The 25,463-nt window shown below is 73.9% G+C and carries 16 protein-coding genes; 12 read left to right on the top strand and 4 right to left on the bottom strand.

Features of this window, described 5'->3' with window-relative positions:
- Positions 1-38 precede the first annotated feature (38 nt).
- From Sspor_RS16615 to moeZ, 5 genes are all read left to right on the top strand, one after another.
- Entirely contained in the window at positions 39-1,658 is a 1,620-nt protein-coding gene (locus tag Sspor_RS16615; protein WP_202199840.1) for a DUF3492 domain-containing protein, read from the top strand.
- Positions 1,655-2,644, top strand: coding sequence for a hypothetical protein (locus Sspor_RS16610; RefSeq protein ID WP_202199839.1), 990 nt, complete (start codon positions 1,655-1,657; stop codon positions 2,642-2,644). Before Sspor_RS16615 ends, Sspor_RS16610 begins: the two co-directional genes overlap by 4 nt.
- A gap of 135 nt (positions 2,645-2,779) precedes the next feature.
- Positions 2,780-3,790, top strand: coding sequence for an NAD-dependent epimerase/dehydratase (locus tag Sspor_RS16605; RefSeq protein WP_202199838.1), 1,011 nt, complete (start codon positions 2,780-2,782; stop codon positions 3,788-3,790).
- Positions 3,778-4,533 carry a spherulation-specific family 4 protein gene (locus Sspor_RS16600; RefSeq protein ID WP_202199837.1) on the top strand — a complete coding sequence of 252 codons (756 nt, stop codon included), beginning with the start codon at positions 3,778-3,780 and terminating at the stop codon, positions 4,531-4,533. Before Sspor_RS16605 ends, Sspor_RS16600 begins: the two co-directional genes overlap by 13 nt.
- A gap of 84 nt (positions 4,534-4,617) precedes the next feature.
- Entirely contained in the window at positions 4,618-5,796 is a 1,179-nt protein-coding gene (gene moeZ, locus Sspor_RS16595; protein WP_202199836.1) for an adenylyltransferase/sulfurtransferase MoeZ, read from the top strand.
- A gap of 115 nt (positions 5,797-5,911) precedes the next feature.
- Here the strand turns inward: moeZ and Sspor_RS16590 are convergent, their stop codons facing one another.
- From Sspor_RS16590 to Sspor_RS16580, 3 genes are all read right to left on the bottom strand, one after another.
- On the bottom strand, positions 5,912-7,507 hold the full coding sequence (locus Sspor_RS16590) for an alpha/beta hydrolase (protein WP_202199835.1): 1,596 nt from the start codon (positions 7,505-7,507) through the stop codon (positions 5,912-5,914).
- A gap of 73 nt (positions 7,508-7,580) precedes the next feature.
- On the bottom strand, positions 7,581-8,843 hold the full coding sequence (locus tag Sspor_RS16585; RefSeq protein ID WP_202199834.1) for an SUKH-4 family immunity protein: 1,263 nt from the start codon (positions 8,841-8,843) through the stop codon (positions 7,581-7,583).
- A gap of 41 nt (positions 8,844-8,884) precedes the next feature.
- The gene (locus Sspor_RS16580; protein WP_373318785.1) at positions 8,885-11,725 is read right to left on the bottom strand and encodes a lysylphosphatidylglycerol synthase transmembrane domain-containing protein; all 2,841 of its coding nucleotides are present in this window, start codon (positions 11,723-11,725) and stop codon (positions 8,885-8,887) included.
- A gap of 167 nt (positions 11,726-11,892) precedes the next feature.
- Between Sspor_RS16580 and Sspor_RS16575 the strand changes: the two genes are divergently transcribed.
- The 5 genes from Sspor_RS16575 to nudC all read left to right on the top strand — a co-directional run bounded on the left by Sspor_RS16575 (position 11,893) and on the right by nudC (position 22,140).
- A complete protein-coding gene (locus Sspor_RS16575; protein WP_202199832.1) occupies positions 11,893-12,255 on the top strand; it encodes an MGMT family protein in 363 nt (120 codons plus the stop codon).
- 195 nt (positions 12,256-12,450) lie between these two features.
- Positions 12,451-16,050, top strand: a complete 3,600-nt coding sequence (locus tag Sspor_RS16570) for an ATP-dependent helicase (protein WP_373318905.1) — start codon at positions 12,451-12,453, stop codon at positions 16,048-16,050.
- A 79-nt stretch (positions 16,051-16,129) separates the two neighbouring features.
- On the top strand, positions 16,130-19,711 hold the full coding sequence (locus Sspor_RS16565) for an ATP-dependent helicase (RefSeq protein ID WP_237403887.1): 3,582 nt from the start codon (positions 16,130-16,132) through the stop codon (positions 19,709-19,711).
- A 10-nt stretch (positions 19,712-19,721) separates the two neighbouring features.
- Positions 19,722-21,128, top strand: a complete 1,407-nt coding sequence (locus tag Sspor_RS16560; protein WP_202199830.1) for a dipeptidase — start codon at positions 19,722-19,724, stop codon at positions 21,126-21,128.
- A 55-nt stretch (positions 21,129-21,183) separates the two neighbouring features.
- The gene (nudC, locus tag Sspor_RS16555) at positions 21,184-22,140 is read left to right on the top strand and encodes an NAD(+) diphosphatase (protein WP_202199829.1); all 957 of its coding nucleotides are present in this window, start codon (positions 21,184-21,186) and stop codon (positions 22,138-22,140) included.
- A gap of 96 nt (positions 22,141-22,236) precedes the next feature.
- On the opposite strand, the gene Sspor_RS16550 is transcribed toward nudC, so the two are convergent.
- Complete coding sequence (locus Sspor_RS16550; protein ID WP_150259120.1) at positions 22,237-22,497, bottom strand: mycoredoxin; 261 nt, start codon at positions 22,495-22,497, stop codon at positions 22,237-22,239.
- Between the two features lie 110 nt (positions 22,498-22,607).
- Between Sspor_RS16550 and Sspor_RS16545 the strand changes: the two genes are divergently transcribed.
- Positions 22,608-24,842: an ATP-dependent DNA helicase UvrD2 gene (locus tag Sspor_RS16545; protein WP_372499834.1), complete on the top strand. Its 2,235-nt coding sequence runs from the start codon at positions 22,608-22,610 to the stop codon at positions 24,840-24,842.
- 179 nt (positions 24,843-25,021) lie between these two features.
- On the top strand, positions 25,022-25,333 hold the full coding sequence (locus Sspor_RS16540) for a hypothetical protein (protein WP_030385924.1): 312 nt from the start codon (positions 25,022-25,024) through the stop codon (positions 25,331-25,333).
- Positions 25,334-25,463 lie beyond the last annotated feature (130 nt).

Genomic DNA, 25,463 nt, shown 5'->3' with positions numbered 1-25,463 from the left:
ACGGCGACCGCCTGAACGGGAGATCGGGGGTGCCACTCGTGCGGATCGGACTACTCACGGAAGGTGGTTATCCGTATGCGACGGGAGAGGCGAGGCTGTGGTGCGACCGGCTCGTGCGCGGGCTCCCGCAGCACGAGTTCGAGATCTACGCACTGAGCCGCAGCGCCGACCAGGAACGCACGCGGGTGCCACTGCCCGAGCACGTCACCCGGGTCCGGACGGCCCCCCTGTGGGCCCCCGCCGACGACGGTCGGACCTACTCCCGCCGCGAGCGCCGGCGGTTCGTGGACTGCTTCAAGGAGCTGGTCCACGGGATCTGCGCCGGTGAGGCGCAGCCCTTCGCGGCCGGGCTGTACGGGCTCGCCGGACTCGCCCGCGAACAGGGCGGGATGTACGCGGCCCTGCGCTCCGAGTCCGCGGTACGGGCCCTGGAGGCCGCCTGCCGGGCGCCGGGCGCCGCACGCACCGTACAGACCGCCCAGGTGGCCGACCTGTTGGAGTTCGTGGACGAACTGGAGGTCATGCTGCGCCCGTTGTCCCTCGACTGGTACGGGGAGAACGATCCGGCCGTCGGCAGTCTCGGCGAGGCCGACATCTGCCACGCGGCCGCGGGCGGGATCGCGGCGCTCCCCGGACTCCTGGCCAAACGCTTCTTCGGAGTGCCGCTGCTGGTCACCGAGTACGGGGTCCAGCTCCGGGCCCACTACCTGGCCCGGCTCGACACCGGCGGCGAGCCGGAGATTCGCCCCGCCGTACGGGCCCTGCTCGCGGCCTTCCAGCTGCGGCTGGCCACCGAGATCTACGCCCGGGCCGACTTCCTGACCCCCGGGAACGCGCACGCCCGGCGCTGGCAGGAGCGGTGCGGGGCCACCCGGGAACGGCTGCGGACCGTCTACCCCGGGATGCAGGCGGACCGATTCACCACCGTCGGCGAGGCCGCGGACTGCGGGGACCCCGACACCCTCGTGTGGGTCGGCCGGATCGAGCCCGCCAAGGACCTCATCGCCCTGCTGCACGCCTTCGCCGAGGTGCGCCGGGCCGCGCCCGGCACCCGGCTGCGGATCTTCGCCACGGCCGTGGCCCCCGGCTACCTCGCCGACTGCCGGTCCCTGGCGGCCCAGCTCTTCCCCGACGAGGCCGCCGACTCGGTCACCGTCGGGGAGAACCCGGTCGCCTTCGAGGAGATCGGCGGCCCCGACGCCCCCACCACGGCCGAGGCGTACGGCACCGGGCGCGTCGTCGTGATGTCCTCCGTGATCGAGGGCTTCCCCGTCACCCTCGCCGAGGCGATGTTCTGCGGGCGCGCCACCGTCTCCACCGACGTGGGCGCGGTCTGCGAGGTCATCGGGGGCACCGGGCTCGTCGTCCCGCCGCGCAATCCCCGGGCGCTCGCCGAGGCTTGCCTGTCCCTGCTGCGGGACCCGGAGCGGGCACAGCGGCTCGGCGCCGCCGCCCGGGCACGGGCCCTGGAGCTCTTCACCGTCGAGCAGAACGTCGCCGCCTTCCAGGAGATCTACCTGCGCCTGCTGGCCAAGGGCTCCGTGCGACCGGACGGCGAGGTTCCGTTCGCCCGGCCCCCGGAGGCCCGCGTGCCCGGCCACTGGACCAGCCCGACCTGGGCCCCCGCCCCGGAGCCGTCCCCGGAGGCAGCCGTATGACCACCGTCGACCCCCGCGCCTTAAACGCCGGCGAGCCTGGAACGGCCCCCGTCGACGCCGAAGGCGCCCGGCGCGAGGCTGAACGGGCCCCCCGCGGGGCCGGACCGGCGGGCGGCGGGCTGGCTGCCCGGCCGCCCCGGCGGAAGTCCGCCGGAGATCCCGTCAAGGCCCTGCTGCACCGGCACCGGGAGCTGTGCGAGCGCGCCGTGGACCCGCTGGAGATCGCCGCCGGGCTGGAGGCCCACGGCATCACCGACCGCACCGCCGCACGGTTCCGGCACCGGGACGTCTTCTCGCTCGCCGAGGAGCTGTACGCGCGCAGCCCCCACGAAGCGGTCACCGCCGCCGCGCCCGCCCTGGTCCCGGCCGGCCCGGCCGCCTTCCGCGGCTTCGGCCAGGCGCTGCTGCCCGCCGCCGTCGCCTGCTCCGCCGCCGCCGCCGGGCAGGCGTGGGCCGGGGTCGCGGCCGTGGCCGCCGTCGCCGCCGCCCTGGTGTGGCCCGGGCGTGCCGCCGCGGGCCGGTTCCCCCACGCGGCGCACCTGCTGGCCGCGGCCGTCGCCGCCGGAGCCGTGTACCGGCACGGCACCGCCCTCGGGGTCGGTCTCGCGCTGGCCGTCGTTCCCGGGCACCTGGCCGCCGTCGCCTTCGCCGCCGGGGCGCGGGCCCGGCTCGACGGGAGCCGCGCCCTGGAGGACTTCGCGGACCGGGCCCGTCCGCTGCTGCTGGCGGCCACCGCCCTGTTCACGGGGGCCGCCGCCGGTGCCGCCGTACTCGCCGGTGCCCCGCTGCCGGTGGCCGTGCCCCTCGCCCTGCTGCTGTTCCTGACCCGGCTCCTGCTGCGGCACGGGGCCCACCGCGCACCCATCTGCGCCGCTCTCGCCCTCGCCCTGGTCCCCGTCCCGGCGGCGGCCACCGCCGCCGCGGCCGGACTCCTCGTACACGCCGTACTCGCCCTGGCCCGCGCCTCCGCACATGCGCGGCCCTGACGTCCCCGGGACGTCCCCAGACCTTCGGAGCCGACGCCGAGGCGCTTTGCCCGTACCCCGCCCCACCCATCCGTCCATCCGTCCGCAAGGAGAAAAAGACATGACCGGCCAGCCAACCAACCAAGGGGTCACGCGATGAGGGTGCTGCTGATCGGAGCCAACGGATACCTCGGCCGCTACGTCGCCGACCGGCTGCTCGCCGACCCCGCCGTCCAGCTCACCGCGCTCGGCCGCGGCGACGACGCCGACGTCCGCTTCGACCTCGCCACCGGCAGCCCCGGTGCGCTCACCCGCTTCCTCGACGCCGTCCACCCGGGCGTCGTCATCAACTGCGCCGGCGCCACCCGGGGCGGGGCCCGGGAACTCACCCGGCACAACACCGTCGCCGTCGCGACGATCTGCGAGTCGCTGCGCCGCAGCGGCTGCGGGGCCCGGCTGGTGCAGCTGGGCTGCGCCGCCGAGTACGGGCCCAGCCAGCCCGGATCGTCCACGGCCGAGGACGCCGTGCCGAGACCCGGTGGACCGTACGGGGTGAGCAAACTGGCCGCCACCGAGCTGGTCCTGGGCTCCGGACTGGACGCCGTGGTCCTGCGGATCTTCTCGCCGGTCGGCCCGGGCACCCCCGCCGGATCCCCGCTCGGCCGGCTCGCCGAGGCGATGCGCCGCGCGATGCAGGCCGGTGACGGCGAGCTGAAGCTCAGCGGGCTCGGCGTGCAGCGCGACTTCGTCGACGTACGGGACGTGGCGCGGGCCGTGCACGCCGCCTCGCTGTCCGCCGCCCAGGGCGTGGTCAACATCGGCACCGGCCGCGCGGTCAGGCTGCGCGACGCGGCCGCGGTCCTGGCCCGGGTCGCCGGGTACGGGGGCGCCCTGCACGAGCTGGACGTCCCGCACGGCGGACCCCAGCAGCTGCACGGGCACCCCGGCCGCCCCGCCGGACTCGCCACCATCGGCTCCCCGCGCTCCGAGGCCACCGCCGAGCAGATGGCCGCCGCGGCTCCCCAGCCGTACCCCTACCCGGACGGCTGCGGAGCCTGGCAGCAGGCGGACGTCCGTACCGCCCGGGACCGGCTCGGCTGGCGGCCGCGGATCAACCTGGAGGAATCCCTCGCGGACATCTGGATGGAGGCGGCGTGCCGCATCTGACGACGCCGCCGGGGGCCATGACCGCCGCCTCGACCGAGGCCGGGCGCCTCGGTCTGGGCATCCCCGGCTACGCGCACCCGCTGCTCGCCCCCGTCGAGTGGGCCGAGCTGACCCGCCCCGGCACCCCGCTGCACTGGGCCGTGCTCAACGTCGCGGACGGCCCGGGCGGCCGGCCCGACCCGCACTGCACGGAAGCGGCCGCGAAACTGCGCCGCGCGGGCGGCATGATCCTCGGCCATCTCGCGATGCGGGACGGATCGCGGTCCTTCGGGGAGCTGATCTCCGACGCCCACCGCTTCCGGGACTGGTACGGGGTCGGCGGCTTCTACCTCGCGGGTGCTCCGGCCGGCAAGGCGGAGCTGGCCTCGGTGTCCCGGGTCGTGGACACGCTGCGGAGCCTCGGCGAGGACCTGCGGATCGTGCTCGGGCACGGCACCCACCCGTACGAGGGCTACGCCGAGGCCGCCGACCAGCTGGTCACCTTCTCCGGGGCCTGGTCCGACTACCGCTGGTCACAGGTGGCCGAGTGGACCGCGGACTATCCGGCGGAGCGGTTCTGCCACCTCGTCCACGGGGTGCCGCGCACGCACCTGGAGGAGGCGATGCGGGTCGCCCGCTGGCAGGGCGCGGGTACGGTCTGGTTCACCGACCGGCTCGGGGTGCGCGGCAGCGACCCGTGGGCCTCAATGCCCGCGTACTGGGACGAAATCGTCTCAAGGATCGGGACGGGTGTCTTGGAATGAAGACGGCCGTGGCAGTGTTACTGGGAGGACAATCATCAGTTCGCTCCCTGCACCTGCGGGGATGCTCCCATCTTCGGAGTGCCCGTGTCGCTGCCACCGCTGGTCGAGCCAGCAGCTGAGCTCACCGTTGACGAGGTCCGTCGGTATTCGCGGCACCTGATCATCCCGGATGTCGGGATGGACGGCCAGAAGCGCCTCAAGAACGCCAAGGTGCTGGCCGTGGGTGCCGGCGGTCTCGGTTCGCCCGCCCTCATGTACCTCGCCGCGGCCGGCGTCGGCACGCTCGGCATCGTGGAGTTCGACGAGGTCGACGAGTCGAACCTGCAGCGCCAGATCATCCACAGCCAGGCGGACATCGGCCGTTCCAAGGCCGAGTCGGCCCGCGACAGCGTGCTGGGCATCAACCCGTACGTGAACGTGGTCCTTCACGAAGAGCGGCTCGAAGCCGAGAACGTGATGGAGATCTTCAGCCAGTACGACCTCATCGTCGACGGCACGGACAACTTCGCCACGCGCTACCTGGTGAACGACGCCTGCGTGCTGCTGAACAAGCCGTACGTGTGGGGCTCGATCTACCGCTTCGACGGCCAGGCCTCGGTCTTCTGGTCCGAGCACGGCCCGTGCTACCGCTGCCTCTACCCGGAGCCCCCGCCGCCGGGCATGGTCCCGAGCTGCGCCGAGGGCGGCGTGCTGGGCGTGCTCTGCGCGTCCATCGGGTCCATCCAGGTCACCGAGGCCATCAAGGTCCTCACGGGTGTCGGCGAGCCGCTGGTCGGCCGCCTGATGATCTACGACGCCCTGGAGATGCAGTACCGGCAGGTCAAGGTCCGCAAGGACCCCGACTGCGCGGTCTGCGGTCCGAACGCGACCGTCACCGAGCTCATCGACTACGAGGCCTTCTGCGGCGTCGTGTCGGAGGAGGCCCAGGAGGCGGCCGCCGGTTCGACGATCACTCCCAAGCAGCTCAAGGAGTGGATCGACACCGACGAGCCCATCGAGATCATCGACGTCCGTGAGGTCAACGAGTACGAGATCGTCTCGATCCCCGGCGCGAAGCTGATCCCCAAGGGCGAGTTCCTGATGGGCACCGCCCTCCAGGACCTGCCGCAGGACAAGCGCATCGTCCTGCATTGCAAGACGGGTGTCCGCAGTGCGGAAGTCCTCGCGGTCCTGAAGTCCGCGGGCTTCTCGGACGCGGTGCACGTCGGCGGCGGCGTGATCGGCTGGGTCCACCAGATCGAGCCCGAGAAGCCGGTCTACTAGAACCACGGCCCGGGCCCGCCAGCGGTGAACGAAGGGGCCGTACCCCGTGATCGGGGTACGGCCCCTTCGGCGTTCCCGGCCGCGGATCCGGACGCGTACGCGCACACGGCCCGGATCAGGCGGGCGTCGGCGGCTCCGGTGTCCCGGGCGGCGCCGTCGGGTTCGGGGCCGCGGTGCAGACGGTGCCGTCGGCCGGCGGCTTGCCGTCCAGCAGATAGGTGTTGACCGCCTTCTGCACGCACGGGTCGCCGCTGTTGTACGCGCCGTGCCCCTCGCCCTTGTAGGTGAGCTCCACGCCCACGCCGGGCCCCAGCCGCTCCACCATCTTGTGGGCGCCCTCGTACGGGGTGGCCGGGTCGCCGGTGTTGCCGATCACCAGGATCGGCTCGGAGCCCGGCGCCGAGACGTCGGGTGTCTCCCAGGTGCCGGCGACCGGCCAGCCGGTGCACGACATCATGGCCCAGCCGAGGAGGTCCCCGAAGACCGGCGAGGCGGCGCGGAACTCCGCCAGCTTGGCCTTCGTCTGCTCCAGGGTGTAGCGCTCCTTGTCGTCTACGCAGTTGATGGCGGTGTTGGCCGCGCCGATGTTGCTGTAACGCCCTTGCTGGTCACGGCCGTTGAGCGCGTCGGACAGGGCCATCAGCAGCTGCCCCTGACCGCCCTCCGCCTCGTCGAGGCCCTGTTCCAGCAGCGGCCACAACTCCTTGGAGTACAGGGCCTGCGCGATGCCGTTGGTCGCCTGGGTCTCGGTGAGCATCCGGTCCCCGATGCCGGGGATCGGCTTGGCGGCCAACGCCTTCTGCAGCGTGATGATGTTGGCCTCGATCTCCTTGGGCGTGCTGCCCTGGAGCCGGCACTCGTCACCGCGGTCCACGCAGTCCTGGGCGAAGTTGCCGAGGGCGAGCTGGAAGCCCTTGGCCTGGCCCAGGGCGCTCTGCTCGGCGGTCTTGGTCGGGTCCACGACGGCGTCGAAGACGGCCCGGCCGACGTTCTTGGGGAAGAGGTGGGCGTAGACCCCGCCCAACTCGGTGCCGTAGGAGATGCCGAAGTAGTTCAGCTTCTCGTCGCCCAGGGCCTGCCGGATGCGGTCCAGGTCGCGGGCGGCGTTCTCGGTGCCGACGTGGGGGAGCAGCCTGGCGGAGTTCTTCTTGCAGGCCTCCTGGTACGCGCGGATGTTCTCGACGAAGGCCTTCTCCTCCTCCGGCGTCTCGGGGGAGGAGTCCTCGCTGAAGTACTGGTCCAGCTGCTTGTCGTTCTCGCACAGGACCGGATCACTGCCGCCCACCCCGCGCGGGTCGAAGCTCACCAGGTCGTACCGGGCGCGCAGGGCCTCGTACTCCTTCGCGGCGCCCGGCAGCGTACTGATCCCGGAGCCGCCGGGGCCGCCGAAGTTGAAGACCAGCGAGCCCAGCCGGTTCTTCTGGTCCCGTGCCTTGGCCCGGATCAGGGCGATCGGGACCGTCTCGCCCTCGGGCTTCGCGTAGTCGAGCGGGACGTCGAGGGTGGCGCACTGCCAGTCCTTGGGCGGGGCCTGACCACCGCCCTGCGCGGCGGTCGGGGCCTCGCAGTCACCCCACTTCAGGGGCTTGACCTCCGGGGTGCCGTCGGCCGTCGTCTTCTTCCCGTCGCCGTCACCGGAGCAGGCGGCCGTGGCGAGCATCCCGGCGGCTAGCGTGGCGGCGGCGGTGACCCGCCAGGCGTGTGTCGGCATGTCCCCATCCTGTGCGCCCCACCGCGAGCCCGCCCGCGCGCTGACCCGAACGGGGGGCGGGCCCGCCCGCACATCAGTAGCCGTACACGCTCAGCTCCGTGATCGCGGCGAACAGGTGCTCCCAGGTCTCGGCGGCGGGGGAGCCGTCGGCCAGGGCCTCGGGATCCAGGTCCTCCATCGCCCTGCGGAAGTCCCCGATGCCGTCCTCGGCCGGATACGGGGACCAGCAGGCGCCCATGTACCGGCGCACGCCCTCGAGAAGCCCGACGAAGGCCGCCACGTCCCGGGCCAGCGGGATGACGGACTCCTGGTACATGTGCACCGCTCCGGTGACGCGGTGGACGCCCACCAGGCCCGGGTCCGTGTACCCGAAGTCGAAGGTCCCCAGGTGCAGGAGGTTTTCGTCGCCCGCCTCCGGGGTCCGCGCGGTCAGCGGCCGCAGCAGCTCCGGGGCGGCCTCGAACGAGCTGTTGCCCGCGGCCCAGTGGCGCGGCAGTCCGACCTCGCTCAGGAACTCCCGGGTGGCCGGGTGCTCCAGTGCGTCCGGGAGCTTGTCACCGGGGACCCGGGTGACCCACGCGTCGCCGAAGGTCCGGGCGAGCCCGGCCGCGGTGAGCGGACCGGAGCCGCGCGTGCCCGGGCGGAACCACGGGGTGTCCCCGGCGGATTCCCAGGAGTCGGTGTCGGCGCCGCCCCGGGGCCAGCCGGCGAGCGCGGCGGCGTTCTCCTCCACCACCACGACCCCGCGGTCCTCCACGTAGAGGTGGCGACCGCCGCCGAGGACGACCGGCTCCTCCCAGGTGCCGGGGCAGTTCAGCGCCCAGCCCCCGTCCTCCTCCATGTCGAACAGCCAGGGCCCGTCCGGCTCCTCGACGTCCCGCTCCACGGCCTCACCGTCGGCCGGTGCGGGCAGCCGCCGTCCCGTGTCCAGGTCGAACCAGGCGCCCTCGCACCACAGGGCCCACACCTTGACGGCCGCGCCCCCGTCGAGGTCGTACACCTCGGCGCAGTGGTCCCCGCTGAGGTTCGGCTCCGCCGCATAGGCGCCGACGGGCCGCCACCAGGCCCACACCGTCCGCCAGGGCAGCCCCGGTTCGGCCTCGGCGACGCGGGCGGCGTAGTCGTGGTGCCCGAGCACGGTCGCGGCGAAGTGCAGCCAGGAGGCGAACTCGGCGCGTCCCACGCCGGCCCGCCCGAAGACGGCTTCGGCCTGCGTGAACACCTCCCGCCCGACGCCCCCTTCACCGGCGGCCCCACCCCGCAGGGCCGCCCGGTCGGCGCGCAGCACCGCGGCCGGATCGTCGAACGGGCAACAGCTGTCCTGGTCTTCACTCATGGACGCATGCTGCCACCCGCCTCCGACAGCCGGGCAGGAGGCTAGATGGCTTCCTTGCGGGTCAGGAAGTTGAACGAGATCCACCCCGGCAGCACCGGCAGCCAGAAGGTCATCAGGCGGAACAGCAGGACCGCCGAGAAGGCGACCTCCTTCTCCAGCCCCGCCGCGATCAGACCGAGGGTCAGGGTGGTCTCCACCGCGCCCATACCGCCCGGCGTCGGAGCCGCCGAGCCCAGCGCGTTGCCCGCCAGGAACACCACGGCGATGCTCGCGTAGCTGATGGCCTCGCCGCCCCCGAAGGCGCGGATCGACGCGTCCAGGCACATCACGAAGCAGCCGGTCAGCAGCAGCATCCCGCCGATGCCGGTCAGCAGCTTCTTCGGCCGCTGGAGCACGTCCAGCATGCGCGGCACCACGCCCGCGAACAGCGCCCGTACCCGGGTCACCACGAACTTCCGCAGGAACGGGACGGCCGTCACCACCAGGACCAGTACGGCCACCGTCAGCAGACCCGCGATGACGGCTCGGGACGGGGTCATCTCCGGCGTCTTCTCGGTCCCGGTCAGATAGCCGAAGGACAGCAGCAGCACGATGTGGCTGGCCAGCCCGAACAGCTGGGAGGCGCCCACGCTCGCGACCGCCAGCCCCGGCCGGACCCCCGCCCGCTGGAGGAACCGGGTGTTCAGCGCGACACCGCCGACGGCCGCCGGGGCCACCAGCTTCACGAACGACCCGGCCACCTGCGCGATCACGGTCCGCAGGAACGGCACCCGCTCCGGAACGAAGCCCAGCAGGCTCATCGCCGCCGCGAAGTAGGTCAGTGCCGAGAAGGCGAGCGCCGCCCCGACCCAGCCCCACTCCGCCTCGGCGATGATCGTCGCGAAGTCCACGTGGGCGAGCTGCGTGAGCAGGAAGTACAAACCGAAGGCGCCCGCGATGAACGAGACGAGCGTCCGCGGCCGGATCCGCTCCAGCCGGGCCGGCTCCACCGGCGCCTGCGGGCGGATCAGCAGCACCTGGTGGCGGATCTGGGTCAGCAGATCCTCCTCGCGGGCCCCGTCCAGGGCGTCCTCCAGGGCCTTCTTCTCGGCCTTGCGGTCGGCGGCCGCCGAGGCGGAGACCGGGGTCGAGGAGGCCGCGGACTCCGCCTCGCGCGCCGCCTTCGCCGCCCGCGAGGACTCCAGTACGGCCTCCCGCTGCCGCTCCGCCCGCTCCCGGGCCAGCTTGCGCAGCGTCGCCCGGGTGGACCGGCTCAGCGCGATCGGCTGGAGCAGCGGCAGGCAGTCCGCCACCGCGTCCGGGCCGAGCACCGACACGGCCGAGGCCACCGCGCGCTCCGCACCGACCCGCAGGCCGAGCGTGGTCAGCAGCTGGGCGATGTCCATCCGGAGCACCAGGTCACCCGCCGCGATCTCACCGCCGCGCAGGTCGGTGAGGATGACATTGCCGGAACGATCCACCACGAGGGCGTCCCCGGTCAGCCGCCGGTGGGCGATCCGCCGCGACTGGAGGGCCCGTACCTGCTCCCACGTGTGGTGGATCAGCTCGTCGGTGATCTCCTCGTCGGCGAGCGCGTCGAGGGCCCGGACGTCCAGGTGTTCGTACACGAGCATCACGGCGTCCGGACCGAGCTCGGACGTGGCGATCAGCTTCGGCGCGTTCGCCCCGGCCGCGATGGCCGCGTACGCGAGGAGCGCCTCCTGCTCCAGCGCCTGGCGCAGCGACTGGAGGCTGCGCCCGGTGGTGATGCCCCGCAGGGTGAGCCGGCGCCAGACCCGGTAGAAGAAGCCGTGGGCCTGCTGCTCGCGGTCGACGATCGTGACGTCGAGCGGCGGCCCGTCCTCCAGGGTCACGTGGTAGCGCCGCCCGCGGTCGTTGGCCTCGGAGGGCTCGGGGCCCTCGGGCATCTCGGCGCGCATCGCGCTGACCGGCTGGAAGCCGACCCGGCGGAGTCCGGCGAGGAGGTGCTGCCCGGTGGGGCGCACGTTGGGCGAGCCGACGGCGTAGAGGGTGCCGTAGGCGACGCTCCAGCCGATCAGCACGGTGAGGATGATCGAGAAGGGGGTGGTGTAGCCGTTCACCAGCATGGCGAAGGCGTTGAGCAGCAGGACCATCCAGAGGGCAACGCGCCAGTGGGGCCTGCGGGTCATGCCGACCGCGGTCATGTACGCGATCACGGGCGCGAGGTAGCCGTGCACCGGATCGGTGAGGGTGCCGCCGGCCGCGGGGCGGGTGAGGGCGTCCTGGATGGTTTCGGGGGCGGCCTGTGAGACCCACAGGTCGGTGGCGAGGGTGACGCCGTGCGCGAGGACGGCGGCGAGCACGCCGTCGGCGATGCGCAGCCCGTCGCGTTTGATCAGCCGTTCGATGGCGAAGGCGACGGGCAGCAGCAGCACCGCGATGCTGGACACCAGTGCGGCGACCTTGATCAGCAGGGCGGGTGCCTGTCCGGTGCCCTTGCTGATGTCCTCCTCCAGACCCACGGTGGTGCCGTGGGCGAAGGCGGCGATGGCGAGGAGGACGGCGATGCCGAGGATGCCGACGAGCAGGCGTACGAGGTCGGACGGCCGGTGCACGCGGGCGGCGAGCAGCGGTTCGTCGACCTCGACCCGGTCGGCGTCCGTGGCGGCGTGGCCGTGCGGGCCCTCGGCCCCGGCCTCGGTCCCGGCACCGGCCTCGGTCCCGGCTCCGCCTTCGGCCGCCTTCGCCTTGGCCTTCGCCTTCGTGGTCTTGGCCCTGGCCCTGGCCTCGCCGTTCCGGTCGGTCCGGCCGTCGGGGCGCGGGGGCTCCGGACGGGGCTCGGGGACGGGTTCGGGGCGGGCGGCGCGGCCGTCGTCAGGGCGTGCGCCGTCGTCGGTCGCCGCGCCGTCCGGAGGGCTCACACCCTGCTCCTTCGTCGTCACATCCGTCTCTTCTTGATCACGTATCACCAGTCACCGCCCGGAAGATGGTGGCACGGACCGACCCGCCGGCGGGGCATCAGGGTGCGAGCCGGTGCGGAAGCGAGACTTCCGCCCGAGCGCGGCCGACGTGCTGCACCATGTGCTGAATGAGTGAGGAGCTGCCCGCGTACGCGGAGCGGGTACTGGAGGTGGCCGAGCGTATTCCGCCCGGCCGGGTGATGACATACGGCGACGTCGCCGAGTGGCTCGGCGAGGGAGGACCGCGCCAGGTCGGGCGTGTCATGGCCCTGTACGGGGGAGCCGTGCCCTGGTGGCGCGTGGTCCGCGCGGACGGCCTGCCCCTGCCCGGCCACGAGCTCCGCGCCCTGGAGCACTACCGGACCGAGGCCACCCCGCTGCGCCTGACGGCGGGCGGCGAGCCGCGGCTGGACATGCGCCGGGCGCGCTGGGACGGGTCCCCCGGACCGGATGGCGGACAGGACGGCACACGCGACGAGGCTCACATCTGACAGCTTCGGCCATGCGCGGCCCGGACGGGCGATCGGACGACGGCCCGAACGTCCGTCCGGCGTACCCGGGGGGACTGCGCGGCGTCGGCCGGTTGCCGTAGCGTTGCCTCTTCGGCTTCCGCGACGGACACCGCGCGAGCCGTCACGGCAGCACCGCCACACTCCGCAGACGCACCAGGACCGGCACCCCACGTGATCACCTCTTCCTCCGACCGCACCGAGCGACGGCATACGCGGACCCCCGACGCGTACCGCCTCGTGCGCACCGGGCCGGAACGGGTGGATCCCCCTGAGCTGGACGCAGCCCAGCGGGCGGTGGTTGAGCACACCGGCGGACCGCTGCTGGTCCTCGCCGGACCGGGCACCGGGAAGACGACCACGCTGGTCGAAGCCGTCGCCCAGCGGGTGGAAGCGGGCACCGACCCCGCCCGGATCCTCATCCTGACCTTCAGCCGCAAGGCGGCGGTGGAACTGCGCGACCGGGCCGCCCTGCGCCTCGGCGGCGCACGTGCTCCGCAGGCCACCACCTTCCACTCCTTCTGCTACGGACTCGTCCGCGCCCACCAGGACACCGACCTCTTCGCCGACCCGCTGCGGCTGCTGTCCGGCCCCGAGCAGGACGTGATGGTCCGCACCCTCCTGGAGGGCCAGCGCCGGATCCGCTCCATCCGCTGGCCGGACGACCTGCGGGCCGCGCTGACCACACGCGGCTTCGCCGACGAGGTCCGTGCGGTCCTGGCGCGCGCCCGCGAGCTGGGCCTGGGCCCGGCGGCCCTCTCCTCGTTCGCCGAACGCATCGGCCGCCCGGACTGGAAGGCCGCCGCGGCCTTCCTCTCCGAGTACCTGGACGTCCTGGACATCCAGGGCACGCTGGACTACGCGGAACTCCTGCACCGGGCGGTGCTCCTCGCGGAGCGCACGCCGTCCCTCGCCTCCGCCTACGACGCGATCTTCGTCGACGAGTACCAGGACACGGACGCCTCGCAGCTGAGGCTGCTGCGCGCCCTGACCGGCCCGGGCGGCACCCTGGTCGCCTTCGGCGACCCCGACCAGTCGATCTACGCCTTCCGCGGCGCCGACATCAACAACACCCTGGACTTCGGGTCGGCCTTCCCCGGCGCGCGGGTCAAGGCCCTCACCGTCGGCCGCCGCTCGGGCGCGGCCCTCCTGGCGGCCACCCGGCTGCTCACCACCCGGATGCCGGTCCCGCGCCTGCCGGCCGAGGCGGTGCGCGCCCACCGGAACCTCGCGCCGGTGCGGGAGGGCGGGCGGGTGGAGGTCTTCACGTACCCGACGGCGGGCGCCGAGCTGGACAACATCGCCGACATCCTGCGCCGGGCCCACCTGGAGGACGGGGTGCCCTGGCAGGACATGGCCGTCCTGGTCCGCGCGGGAGGCCGCACCCTCCCGGCGATGCGCCGCGCCCTGATCTCGGCGGGAGTCCCGGTCGAAACGGACGGCGCGGACACCCCCCTGCGCCACGAACCGGCGGTCTCCCCCCTCCTGACGGCCCTGCGCGTCTCGGCCACCTCGGCCGAACACGAACCGGCCCCGGCCCCGGCCGTCGCCGAGGCGCGGGCCGATGCCGCGGCCGACGCCGCCGCGGAGCCGAGCCCCGAGGCCGCCGCCGACCCCGCCGCCGACCCCGCCGCCCCGGTTCCTGCCGACGAGGCGAGCTCTGCCGACGCGGCCGAGGCCCCGACGACCGGGTCCGCCGACGCGTCGCCGGCCGCCGAGCCCGGCCCGCGGGACCAGGCCGACACGGCCGAGCAGGGACCGGCCGACCCGGTCCCGGCCGACCCGCAGGGACAGGCCGAGCCGGGCGCCGGTGACCGCGCCGGAGGCGAGCCCGACGCCGTCGAAGCCGGCCCGGGTCCCGACCCCGCGAGCCCGGCCGACCCCGCCGGAGGCGAGGCGGCCGGAGGCGTCGGCGTCGAGGCCGCCGTCACCCTGCTCGCCTCCCCCCTCGGCGGGATGGACGCCGCCGACCTGCGCCGTCTCGGCCGCGCCCTGCGCGACGAGGAGCGCGCCGCGGGCGTCAAGGTGCCCGCGCCCTCCGACGTACTGCTCGCCCGCGCCCTCGCCGAGCCGGAACGGCTCACCGCGCACGACCCCGCCTACGCCCGCGGCGCGCAACGCCTCGGCCTGCTCCTGCGCAAGGCCCGTGAGCTGCTCCAGGGCGGCGGCACCGCCGAGGAGGCCCTCTGGGTCCTCTGGGACGGCACGCCCTGGCCGCAGCGCCTGGAGCGCAGCGCCCGCCGCGGCGGCGCGGCCGGCCGCAACGCCGACCGCGACCTCGACGCCGTCTGCGCCCTCTTCGACACCGCCGCCCGCGCCGAGGACCGCACCGGCGGCAGCGGCGCGCTCAACTTCCTCGAACAACTGGAGGCGGAGGACATCGCCGCCGACACGTTGACGGCCCGCGCCACCCGCTCCGACGCCGTCCGGCTGATGACCGCCCACCGCTCCAAGGGACTGGAGTGGTCCCTCGTCGTCGTCGCCGGTGTCCAGGAGGGCCTGTGGCCCGACCTCCGGCGCCGCGGCTCCCTCCTGGAGGCCGACCGCATCGGCCTCGACGGCCTCGCCGAACCCCTCACCCCCGGCGCCCTGCTCGCCGAGGAGCGCCGGCTCTTCTACGTCGCCGCCACCCGCGCCCGCGACCGCCTCGTCGTCACCGCCGTCAAGGCCCCCGCCGACGACGGCGACCAGCCCTCCCGCTTCCTCACCGAGCTCGGCGTCCCCCCGCGCGACGTCACCGGCCGCCCCCGCCGCCCCCTCGCCGTCGCCGCGCTCGTCGCCGAGCTGCGCGCCACCACCGTCGACCCCGACGCCTCACCCGCCCTGCGCGACGCGGCCGCCCGCCGCCTCGCCCGCCTCGCCGCGCTCACCGACGACGAGGACCGCCCGCTCGTCCCCGCCGCGCACCCGCAGCGCTGGTGGGGCCTGTACGAGCCCACCCGCAGCAGCGTCCCGCTCCGCGACCGGGACCGGCCCGTCGCGCTGTCCGGCAGCGCCCTGGAGCAGCTCGCCAACACCTGCTCCCTCCAGTGGTTCCTCGGCCGCGAGGTCAAGGCCGACACCCCTTCCACCGCCGCCCAGGGCTTCGGCAACGTCGTCCACGTCCTCGCCGACGAGGTCGCCTCCGGCCGTACCCCCGCCGACCTGGCCGTCCTCATGGAACGCCTCGACTCGGTGTGGGACGCCCTCGCCTTCGACGCCCCCTGGAAGTCCCGCCAGGAGAAGGACAACGCCCGCGCCGCCCTGGAGCGCTTCCTGCGCTGGCACACCACGGACCGCGGGGGCCGCGAGGCCGTGGCCACGGAGCACGAGTTCGACGTCACCCTCGAGGCCGGCGAGGTCGCCGTCCGCATCCGCGGTTCCATGGACCGGGTCGAGGCGGACCCGCAGGGGCGCGCGTACGTCGTCGACTTCAAGACCGGGAAGTCCGCGCCCACCAAGGACGAGGTCGCCCGCCACCCCCAGCTCGCCGTCTACCAGCTCGCCGTGCGCGAAGGCGCCGTCGACGAGGTCTTCGACGGCCTGCGCCCCGCGCCCGGCGGCGCCGAGCTCGTCCAGCTCCGCCAGGGCGCCGCGCAGCGCGAGGGCGGCGACGCCGTCCCCAAGGTCCAGGCCCAGCAGCCCCTCGACGGGGAGTGGGTCGGAGACCTGCTGGCCACCGCCGCGGGCCGGGTCCTGGACGAACGGTTCGCGCCCGCCGCCGGCCGCCACTGCGACCACTGCACCTTCCGCAGCTCGTGCAGCGCCCGCCCGGAGGGCCGCCAGACCGTCGAGTGAGCCCGGCGGCCGGTGCGGTCGGCCAGGGCGGTGGGCCGGTGCGGTCGGGGCTGTCGGTGGGGGCGGCTAGCCTTTTTACGTGCCCGCGCGTCCGCCCGCCCTCTCCGACCCCGAGCAGCTCAAGGAGCTCCTCGGGATCCCCTTCACGCCCGAGCAGATGGCCTGTGTCACCGCCCCGCCCGCCCCGCAGGTCGTCGTCGCGGGTGCCGGATCCGGCAAGACCACCGTCATGGCCGCCCGTGTCGTCTGGCTCGTCGGCACCGGGGCGGTGGCCCCCGAGCAGGTGCTCGGCCTGACCTTCACCAACAAGGCCGCCGGTGAACTGTCCGAGCGCGTACGCACGGCCCTGGCGCGGGCCGGGATCACCGACCCGGACCCCTCCCCGGCCGACGCGGACGCGGTCGGCGGCGAGCCCCGCATCTCCACCTACCACGCCTTCGCCGGGCAGCTCCTGAAGGACCACGGCCTGCGCATCGGCCTGGAGCCCAGCTCCCGGCTGCTCGCCGACGCCACCCGCTTCCAGCTCGCCGCGAAGGTGCTGCGGGAGGCCCCCGGCCCGTACCCCTCGCTCACCAAGTCGGTCCCCGACCTGGTCGGCGATCTCCTCGCGCTCGACGCCGAGCTCTCCGAGCACCTGGTCGACCCGGACGCCCTGCGCGCCCACGACACCGGCCTGCTGGACACCCTCTCCGGCACCAAGCTCACCAACGAGGACCTCCGCAAGGTCCCGGAGGCCGTGCGCGGCCGCCTCGAACTGCTGGAACTGGTCGTCCGCTACCGCGCCGCCAAACGCTCCCGCGACCTCTTCGACTTCAGCGACCAGATAGCCCTCTCGGCGCGGCTCGCCACCACCCGGCCCGAGGTGGGGGCACTGCTGCGCGAGGAGTTCCGGGTGGTGCTGCTCGACGAGTACCAGGACACCTCCGTCGCCCAGCGGCTGCTCCTGTCCGGCCTCTTCGGCGCGGGCTCCGGCCACGCCGTGACCGCCGTCGGCGACCCCTGCCAGGCGATCTACGGCTGGCGCGGCGCCTCCGTCGCCAACCTCGACGACTTCCCCGAGCACTTCCCGCACGCCGACGGCAGCCCCGCCACCCGGCTCTCCCTCAGCGAGAACCGGCGCAGCGGCGGCCGCCTGCTCGACCTGGCCAACGGCCTCGCCGCGCCGCTGCGCGCCATGCACGAGGGCGTGGAGGCCCTGCGCCCGGCGCCGGGCGCGGAGGCCGCCGGACAGGTCCGCTGCGCCCTGCTGGAGACCCACGCGCAGGAGCTCGACTGGCTCGCCGACTCCGTCGCCCACCTGGTCCGCACCGGGACGGAGCCGCGCGAGATCGCCGTACTGTGCCGGTCCGCCGGGGACTTCGCGCAGATCCAGGCCGTGCTGGTGGACCGGGACGTGCCGGTGGAGGTCGTCGGCCTCTCCGGGCTGCTGCACCTGCCCGAGGTCGCCGACCTCGTCGCCGTCTGCGAGGTCCTCCAGGACCCCGGCGCCAATGCCTCCCTCGTCCGGCTCCTGATCGGCCCGCGCTGGCGGATCGGCGCGCGCGACCTGGCCCTGCTGGGCCGCCGGGCACGGCTGCTGGTGGGCCGCGCGCCCGCCGGTTCCGACCCGGACGAACGGCTCGCGGCCGCCGTGGAGGGCGTGGACCCGGCGGAGATCGTGTCGCTGGCCGACGCCCTGGAGACCTTCCTCGACGGCGCCGGACAGGCACCGGACGACCTGCCCTTCTCGGCGGAGGCCCGGGTCCGCTTCGCGCACCTCGCCCAGGAACTGCGCGACCTGCGGCGCTCCCTCGCCGACCCGCTGATGGACGTCCTGCACCGGGTGCTGAGCGCCACCGGCCTGGAGGTCGAGCTGTCGGCCTCCCCGCACGCGCTGGCGGCCCGCCGCCGCGAGACGCTGTCGAACTTCATGGACGTGGCCGCCGGATTCGCCGCCCTGGACGGCGAGGCCACGCTGCTGGCCTTCCTGGCGTTCCTGCGCACGGCCGCCCAGTACGAGAAGGGCCTCGACCACGCGCTGCCCGGCGGCGAGAACACCGTCAAGGTGCTCACCGCCCACAAGTCCAAGGGCCTGGAGTGGGACGTGGTGGTGGTCCCGGACCTGTGCGCGGGCGCCTTCCCGAAGGAGAAGCCGCCGGAGGCCTGGACCTCGTACGCGAAGGTGCTCCCGTACGCGCTGCGCGGCGACGCCCCCACCCTGCCCGGGGACCCGGCCTGGACCTCGGCGGGCCTGAAGGCCTTCAAGGCCGCGCTCAAGGACCACAAGTCGGTGGAGGAGCTCCGCCTCGGCTACGTGACCTTCACCCGGCCGCGCTCCCTGCTGCTGGCCTCCGGCCACTGGTGGGGCCCGAGCCAGAAGAAGCGCCGGGGCCCGTCGTCGTTCCTGCGCGCGCTGTACGAGCACTGCGTGGCCGGTTTCGGCGAGATCGAGGCCTGGGCGGACGAGCCCGACCCCGCCGCCGAGAACCCGGCGCTGTCCGGCGAGTCCGCCGCGGACCACTCCTGGCCCCTGCCGCTCGACCCGTACTCCCTCACCCTGCGCCGCGCGGCGGCCGCCCTGGTCGAGTCCTACCTCGCGGCCCCGCCCCCGCCGGAGGACGAGGCCTACCTCTGGCCCCCGGACTGCGAGGAGCCGTGGCCGTCCGAAGACCCCTGGGAACCGGACCCGCCGGCCGACGCCCCTTGGGCCCCCGAGCCCGTGGCCCCCGCCGATGGCACCGGGCGTTCCGCGTCCGGCGTTCCGGTCCGGGCCGACGGCGCCGAGCCGGAGCCCGACGACCTCTGGTCCGGCGAAGCCTGGGCGGGCCCGGCCCGGCACCCCGCCGGGCCGGACTTCGACGACCCCTGGGCGGCCGAGGCATGGGCCGGGGCCCCGCCCGCAGCCGCGGTCGCGCGGGCCCCGCGCCCGGGGGCGGCCGCCCCCGGCATCCCCGCCGGAGGCGAAGAGGCCCGCACGGTCGCCTCCTGGGACCGCGACCTCGACGCCCTCGAAGGCGAGCTCCGCCGTGCCCGCGCGGCCGTCCGGGACGTCGAGCTGCCCTCCGCCCTGTCCGCCAGCCAGCTGCTCCGGCTCGCCGCCGACGAGCAGGGCTTCGTACGCGACGTCGCCCGCCCCATGCCGCGGCCCCCGCAGCCCGCCGCCCGCCAGGGCACCCGCTTCCACGCCTGGGTCGAGTCCCGTTTCGACGAGCTGCCGCTGCCGTTCCTCGACGTCCTCGACCCCGTCGCGGACCTCCCCGGCGCCGGCTCCGACCAGGAGATCGCCGACGAGGCCGACCTCGACTCCCTCAAGGCCGCCTTCGAGCGCAGCCCGTACGCGGACCGGCCCCCCCACCGCATGGAGGCCCCGGTCCAGCTCACCCTCGCCGGCCGGGTCGTCCGCGGCCGGATCGACGCCGTCTACCGCAACGCGGACGGTTCGTACGAGATCGTCGACTGGAAGACCGGCCGGACCACCGAGGCCGATCCCCTCCAGCTCGCCGTCTACCGCGTGGCCTGGGCCGAGGCCACGAACACCCCGCTCGACCGGGTCTCCGCCGCCTTCCTGCACGTCCGCAGCGGCCGCGTGATCCGCCCCCGGAACCTCCCGGACCGCGCCCGCCTTGAGCGGATCCTCCAAGGCGAACCGGACCCGGACGGTGACCATCAGGCGGACGGCTAGGCTCGTGGGCATGAGCGACACCCCGCCGGACAGCGTCGTCCGCACGTACATCGACACCCACCGCGCCGCCTTCCTCGACGACCTCGCCGAGTGGCTGCGCATCCCCTCCGTCTCGGCCCAGCCCGAGCACGCGGACGACGTACGCCGCAGCGCCGAATGGCTCGCGGCCAAGCTCAAGGAGACCGGCTTCCCGGTCGCCGAGGTCTGGGAGACCCCCGGCGCGCCCGCCGTCTTCGCGCACTGGCCGAGCGAGGACCCGCACGCCCCGACCGTCCTCGTCTACGGGCACCACGACGTACAGCCCGCCGCCGTCGCCGACGGCTGGCACACCGACCCGTTCGAGCCGGTGGTCCAGGGCGGCCGCATGTACGCGCGGGGCGCCGCCGACGACAAGGGGCAGGTCTTCTTCCACACCCTCGGGGTACGGGCCCACCTGGCGGCCACCGGCGCGGCCGCGCCCGCCGTGCACCTCAAGCTCCTCATCGAGGGCGAGGAGGAGTCCGGCTCCCCGAACTTCCGGGCCCTCGTCGAGGACCGTGCCGCCGAGCTCGCCGCGGACGTCGTGATCGTCTCCGACACCGGCATGTGGTCCGAGACCACCCCCACCGTCTGCACCGGCATGCGCGGCGTAGCCGACTGCGAGATCGACTTCCACGGCCCGGACCAGGACATCCACTCCGGCGCCTTCGGCGGGGCCGTGCCCAACCCGGCCACCGCCGCCGCCCGGCTGGTCGCCGCCCTGCACGACGCCGACGGCCGGGTCACGATCCCCGGCTTCTACGACAACATCGCCGAGCTCACCGACGCGGAGCGCGCGCTCATCGCCGAGCTGCCCTTCGACGAGTCCGAGTGGCTGCGTACGGCCAAGTCCCACGCGGCCGCGGGCGAGGCCGGGTACTCCACCCTGGAACGCGTCTGGGCCCGCCCCACGGCCGAGGTCAACGGCATCGGCGGCGGCTACCAGGGCCCCGGCGGCAAGACCATCGTGCCCGCCTCCGCCCACCTGAAGCTCTCGTTCCGCCTGGTGTCCGGGCAGGACCCCTACGAGGTCGAGGCGGCCGTCAGGGACTGGGTCGCGGCCGCGGTCCCGGACGGGATCCGCCATTCCATCACCTTCGGAGCACCGACCCGCCCGTGCCTGACCCCGCTGGACCACCCGGCCCTGCAGTCGGTCGTCCGCTCCATGGGCCGCGCCTTCGGCCAGAAGATCCGCTTCACGCGGGAGGGCGGATCCGGCCCCGCGGCGGACCTCCAGGACGTCCTGGACGCACCCGTCCTCTTCCTCGGCATCTCGGTACCGTCCGACGGCTGGCACGCACCGAACGAGAAGGTCGAGCTGGACCTGCTGCTCAAGGGCGTCGAGACGACCGCCTACCTCTGGGGGGACCTGGCCGCCCACCACCGGACCACCGCCTGACACCCGACGCACACACCCGCCGTACCGAGCCTGCCTGTCCCACCCACCGGGGGAGTTGGAAGTACCTGTGAGCACCCATACCGAGCGCCCTCTGACCGAGCGCCCTCTCTCGCTCGCCGCGCCCAGCGGGATCGACCGCGCCGCGCACCACCGCCTCGACGAGGCGTGGCTGGCCGCGGCCTGGAGCCACCCGACGACCCGTGTCTTCGTCGTGTCCGGCGGCCAGGTCCTGATCGACGACACCCCCGACGGCGGTACGGGCATCGTGATGACCCCGGCCTTCGAGGCCCCGGTCACCGAGACCCACCGCTACTTCCTGGGCACCGACGAGGACGGCGTACGGTACTTCGCGCTGCAGAAGGACGCGTTGCCGGGCCGCATGGACCAGTCGGCCCGTCCGGCCGGCCTGCGCGAGGCCGGACTGCTGCTGTCCCCGCGCGACGCCGGGCTGATGGTGCACGCGGTCGCGCTGGAGAACTGGCAGCGGATGCACCGCTTCTGCTCGCGCTGCGGCGAGCGCACCGTGGTCGCGGCCGCCGGGCACATCCGCCGCTGCCCGGGCTGCGGCGCCGAGCACTACCCGCGCACCGACCCGGCCGTGATCATGCTGGTCACGGACGAGCACGACCGTGCGCTGCTCGGCCGCCAGGTGCACTGGCCGGAGGGCCGCTTCTCCACGCTGGCGGGGTTCGTGGAGCCGGGCGAGTCGATAGAGCAGTCCGTCGTCCGCGAGGTGTGGGAGGAGGCGGGCGTCCGCGTCGGCGAGGTCGAGTACGTGGCCAGCCAGCCGTGGCCCTTCCCGTACAGCCTGATGCTGGGCTTCACGGCCCGCGCCACCACCTCGGAGATCACGGTGGACGGCGAGGAGATCGAGGAGGCCCGCTGGTTCTCCCGCGAGGAGCTGCGCGCGGCGTTCGCGTCGGGCGAGGTGCTGCCCCCGTCGGGGATCTCCATCGCCGCCCGGCTGGTCGAGCTCTGGTACGGCGAGCCGCTGCCGAAGGCCGCCGCGTAACCTTCGTCACTTCCCCGCCCCGTGACACAGCGGAGGGCCCCCGCCTCGGCGGGGGCCCTCCGCTGTGCTCGGGTCTCGCCCGGTCCTCGCGTCCGATCAGACGGCGAGGGCCTGCTTGACCTGGGCCAGGCTCGGGTTGGTCATGACGGACTCGCTGCCCCCGGCGGACTTCACGAGCACGGTGGGAACCGTCTGGTTGCCGCCGTTGGCCTTCTCCACGAACGCGGCGGACTCCGGGTCGAGCTCGATGTTGATCTCGTTGTACGCGATGCCTTCCCGGTCCAGCTGGGTCTTCAGCCGACGGCAGTAGCCGCACCAGGTCGTGCTGTACATCGTGACGGTGCCCGTGTCCTGCATGCTGCGCTCTCCTTCGTGAGGGCTCGGTGGTCCGAGTACTCGAACGTACGGGACCCGGCGGCCATTCCCGTACGGTCGGCCCCACGCACCCGGTGTGACTGATACGACTGATTCGTTCCGCCTGTGGACAATTTTCCCGTCCGGCTCACGGGACCTGGCAGCATGGCGGGGTGACATCAGCAACGCACTCCTCATCGTTCCCGGGTGGCCCGGACTCAGCCGACTCGGCCGACGCGGTGCTCCTGGGCCTCGACCCGGAGCAGCGCGAGGTCGCGACGACCCTGCGCGGGCCGGTGTGCGTGCTGGCGGGCGCCGGCACCGGCAAGACCCGCGCGATCACCCACCGCATCGCCTACGGCGTCCGGTCCGGGCAGCTGATGCCGGCCAGTGTGCTGGCCGTCACCTTCACCAACCGCGCCGCGGGCGAGATGCGCGGACGCCTGCGCACCCTGGGCGCGGGCGGGGTCCAGGCCCGTACCTTCCACTCCGCCGCCCTGCGCCAGCTCCAGTACTTCTGGCCCAAGGCGGTCGGCGGCGAGGTGCCCCGCCTGCTGGAGCGGAAGATCCAGTTCGTCGCCGAGGCGGGCGCGCGCTGCCGCATCCGCCTCGACCGCAACGAGCTGCGTGACGTCACGGGCGAGATCGAATGGGCGAAGGTCACCCAGACCGTGCCCGCCGACTACCCGGTGGCCGCCCTCAAGGCGGGCCGCGAGGCCCCCCGCGACCTGGCCGAGATCGCCCAGATCTACGGGACGTACGAACAGCTCAAGCGCGACCGCGGCATGATCGACTTCGAGGACGTGCTGCTCCTGACCGTCGGCATCCTCCAGGACCGCCACGACATCGCCGAGCAGATCCGCACCCAGTACCAGCACTTCGTCGTCGACGAGTACCAGGACGTCAGCCCGCTCCAGCAGCGGCTGCTGGACCTGTGGCTCGGCGAGCGCGACAGCCTCTGCGTCGTCGGTGACGCCAGCCAGACCATCTACTCCTTCACCGGCGCCACCCCCGACCACCTGCTGAACTTCCGCACCCGCTACCCGCAGGCCACCGTGGTCAAGCTGGTCCGCGACTACCGCTCCACCCCCCAGGTGGTCCACCTCGCCAACGGCCTCCTGAACCAGGCCAAGGGCCGGGCCGCCGAGCACCGGCTGGAGCTGGTCTCGCAGCGCGAGGGCGGCCCCGACCCCGTCCACACCGAGTACGCGGACGAGCCGGCCGAGGCCGAGGGCGTCGCCCACCGGATCCGGGACCTGATCGCCGCGGGAGTCCCGGCGGGCGAGATCGCCGTGCTCTACCGCATCAACGCCCAGTCCGAGGTCTACGAGCAGGCCCTCGCCGACGCCGGGGTGCCCTACCAGCTGCGCGGAGCCGAGCGGTTCTTCGAGCGCCAGGAGGTCCAGAAGGCGATCCTCGCGCTGCGCGGAGCCGCCCGCTCCGGCGGGAACGACCCGCTGCTCGACGACATCGTGGACCTGGGCTCCCAGGTCCGTGCGGTGCTCAGCTCCACCGGCTGGAGCACCGAGCCGCCGGCCGGCTCCGGCGCCGTGCGCGACCAGTGGGAATCGGTGGCCGCGCTGGTCCGGCTCGCCGAGGACTTCGCCCGGGCCCGCCCCGGCGCCACCCTCGCGGACCTCACGGTCGAGCTGGACGAGCGCAAGGCCGCCCAGCACGCCCCGACCGTCCAGGGCGTCACCCTGGCCTCGCTGCACGCGGCGAAGGGCCTGGAGTGGGACTCCGTGTTCCTCGTCGGCCTCACCGACGGCATGATGCCGATCACCTACGCGAAGACCGACGAGCAGGTCGAGGAGGAACGGCGACTGCTCTACGTCGGCGTCACGCGGGCGCGGATACACCTGGGCCTGTCCTGGGCGGTCTCCCGCGCTCCCGGCGGGCGGGCCTCCAGACGCCCCAGCCGCTTCCTGAACGGCCTGCGGCCGGGCTCCGGGGCCCGGGCCGCCGGAGCCGGCTCCACGGCCGAGCGAGGGGCGCGCAAGCGCGTGCGCCGGGGACCGGTGCTGTGCCGGGTCTGCGGCAGGACCCTGACCGAGGCCGGCGAGCTGAAGCTGATGCGCTGTGAGGACTGCCCGTCCGACATGGACCAGGGCCTCTACGAGCGGCTGAGGGAGTGGCGCGCGGCCGAGTCGAAGCTGCAAGGCCTGCCCGCCTACTGCGTCTTCACCGACAAGACGCTGATGGCGATCGCGGAGGCCGCGCCGTCCGAGGCGGGGGAGCTCTCGATGATCTCCGGAGTGGGCGGCCGTAAGCTTGACCGGTACGGAGCCGAGGTCCTGGCCATCTGCGCAGGTCAAGAGGTTGGGGCCGGGCATCCTGACGACGCGTAGAAACTCGTCGGAAAAATAGTTTGCACATGCCCAGCGAAGACCCATAGGTTCTTAGCAACGGAAACGGTGGCTTCTCCGAAGCCCAGGATCCGTGCTGTACTTATCCGAATACGCATGGGACAGGCCCTCGGGCCGAGTCCCCGAGACGCCGAGAGGAGGCGAGACCAGTGACCAGCTTCATGACCTTCACCAAAATGACCGATCGCTCGGTCGACGCTTCCTGCCTGCTCGGTTCCGTCTCCATCCTGGGTACCGGTGTGTCCGCGATTTCCGCCGACCGCCCCGCCCTGCTGGCGACCCTTCCGGTCAGCGAGCGCAATGAGCGACCGACCCAGGCACCGGTGGCAGTACTGGCAGCAGAAGCGCAGACGCATGGCGCCTATGGATTCGCTGCCGCAGCCGGTGCCGGATCCCTGAAGAAGCAGACGAAGCAGCAGCACCACCTGATGTGGGCCTTCCGCGGGCTCGAACCCTGGAGTGATCCAGCCTGATCGCATGATCAGGCCGGCGCCTTCAGGGCCGCGGAACCCCACCCGGGATCCGCGGCCCTTCTGTTTGTCCCCGACCGGGGGCGACGGAGCGAAGGGGTCTCGGGACTGGCTCCGGCCAGTCGGTGTGAGA

This window comes from Streptomyces spororaveus, assembly GCF_016755875.1.
GTDB lineage: Bacteria > Actinomycetota > Actinomycetes > Streptomycetales > Streptomycetaceae > Streptomyces > Streptomyces spororaveus.
This window is presented reverse-complemented; position numbering and strand designations above follow the sequence as displayed.

Excerpts from the sequence above, each read along its gene's own strand:
- Sspor_RS16585 (WP_202199834.1), bottom strand. The coding sequence starts at position 8,843 with ATGAGTGAAGACCAGGACAGCTGTTGCCCGTTCGACGATCCGGCCGCG.
- Sspor_RS16605 (WP_202199838.1), top strand. The coding sequence starts at position 2,780 with ATGAGGGTGCTGCTGATCGGAGCCAACGGATACCTCGGCCGCTACGTC.
- Sspor_RS16540 (WP_030385924.1), top strand. The coding sequence starts at position 25,022 with ATGACCTTCACCAAAATGACCGATCGCTCGGTCGACGCTTCCTGCCTG.
- Sspor_RS16575 (WP_202199832.1), top strand. The coding sequence starts at position 11,893 with ATGAGTGAGGAGCTGCCCGCGTACGCGGAGCGGGTACTGGAGGTGGCC.
- Sspor_RS16590 (WP_202199835.1), bottom strand. The coding sequence starts at position 7,507 with ATGCCGACACACGCCTGGCGGGTCACCGCCGCCGCCACGCTAGCCGCC.
- Sspor_RS16550 (WP_150259120.1), bottom strand. The coding sequence starts at position 22,497 with ATGCAGGACACGGGCACCGTCACGATGTACAGCACGACCTGGTGCGGC.
- Sspor_RS16560 (WP_202199830.1), top strand. The coding sequence starts at position 19,722 with ATGAGCGACACCCCGCCGGACAGCGTCGTCCGCACGTACATCGACACC.
- Sspor_RS16610 (WP_202199839.1), top strand. The coding sequence starts at position 1,655 with ATGACCACCGTCGACCCCCGCGCCTTAAACGCCGGCGAGCCTGGAACG.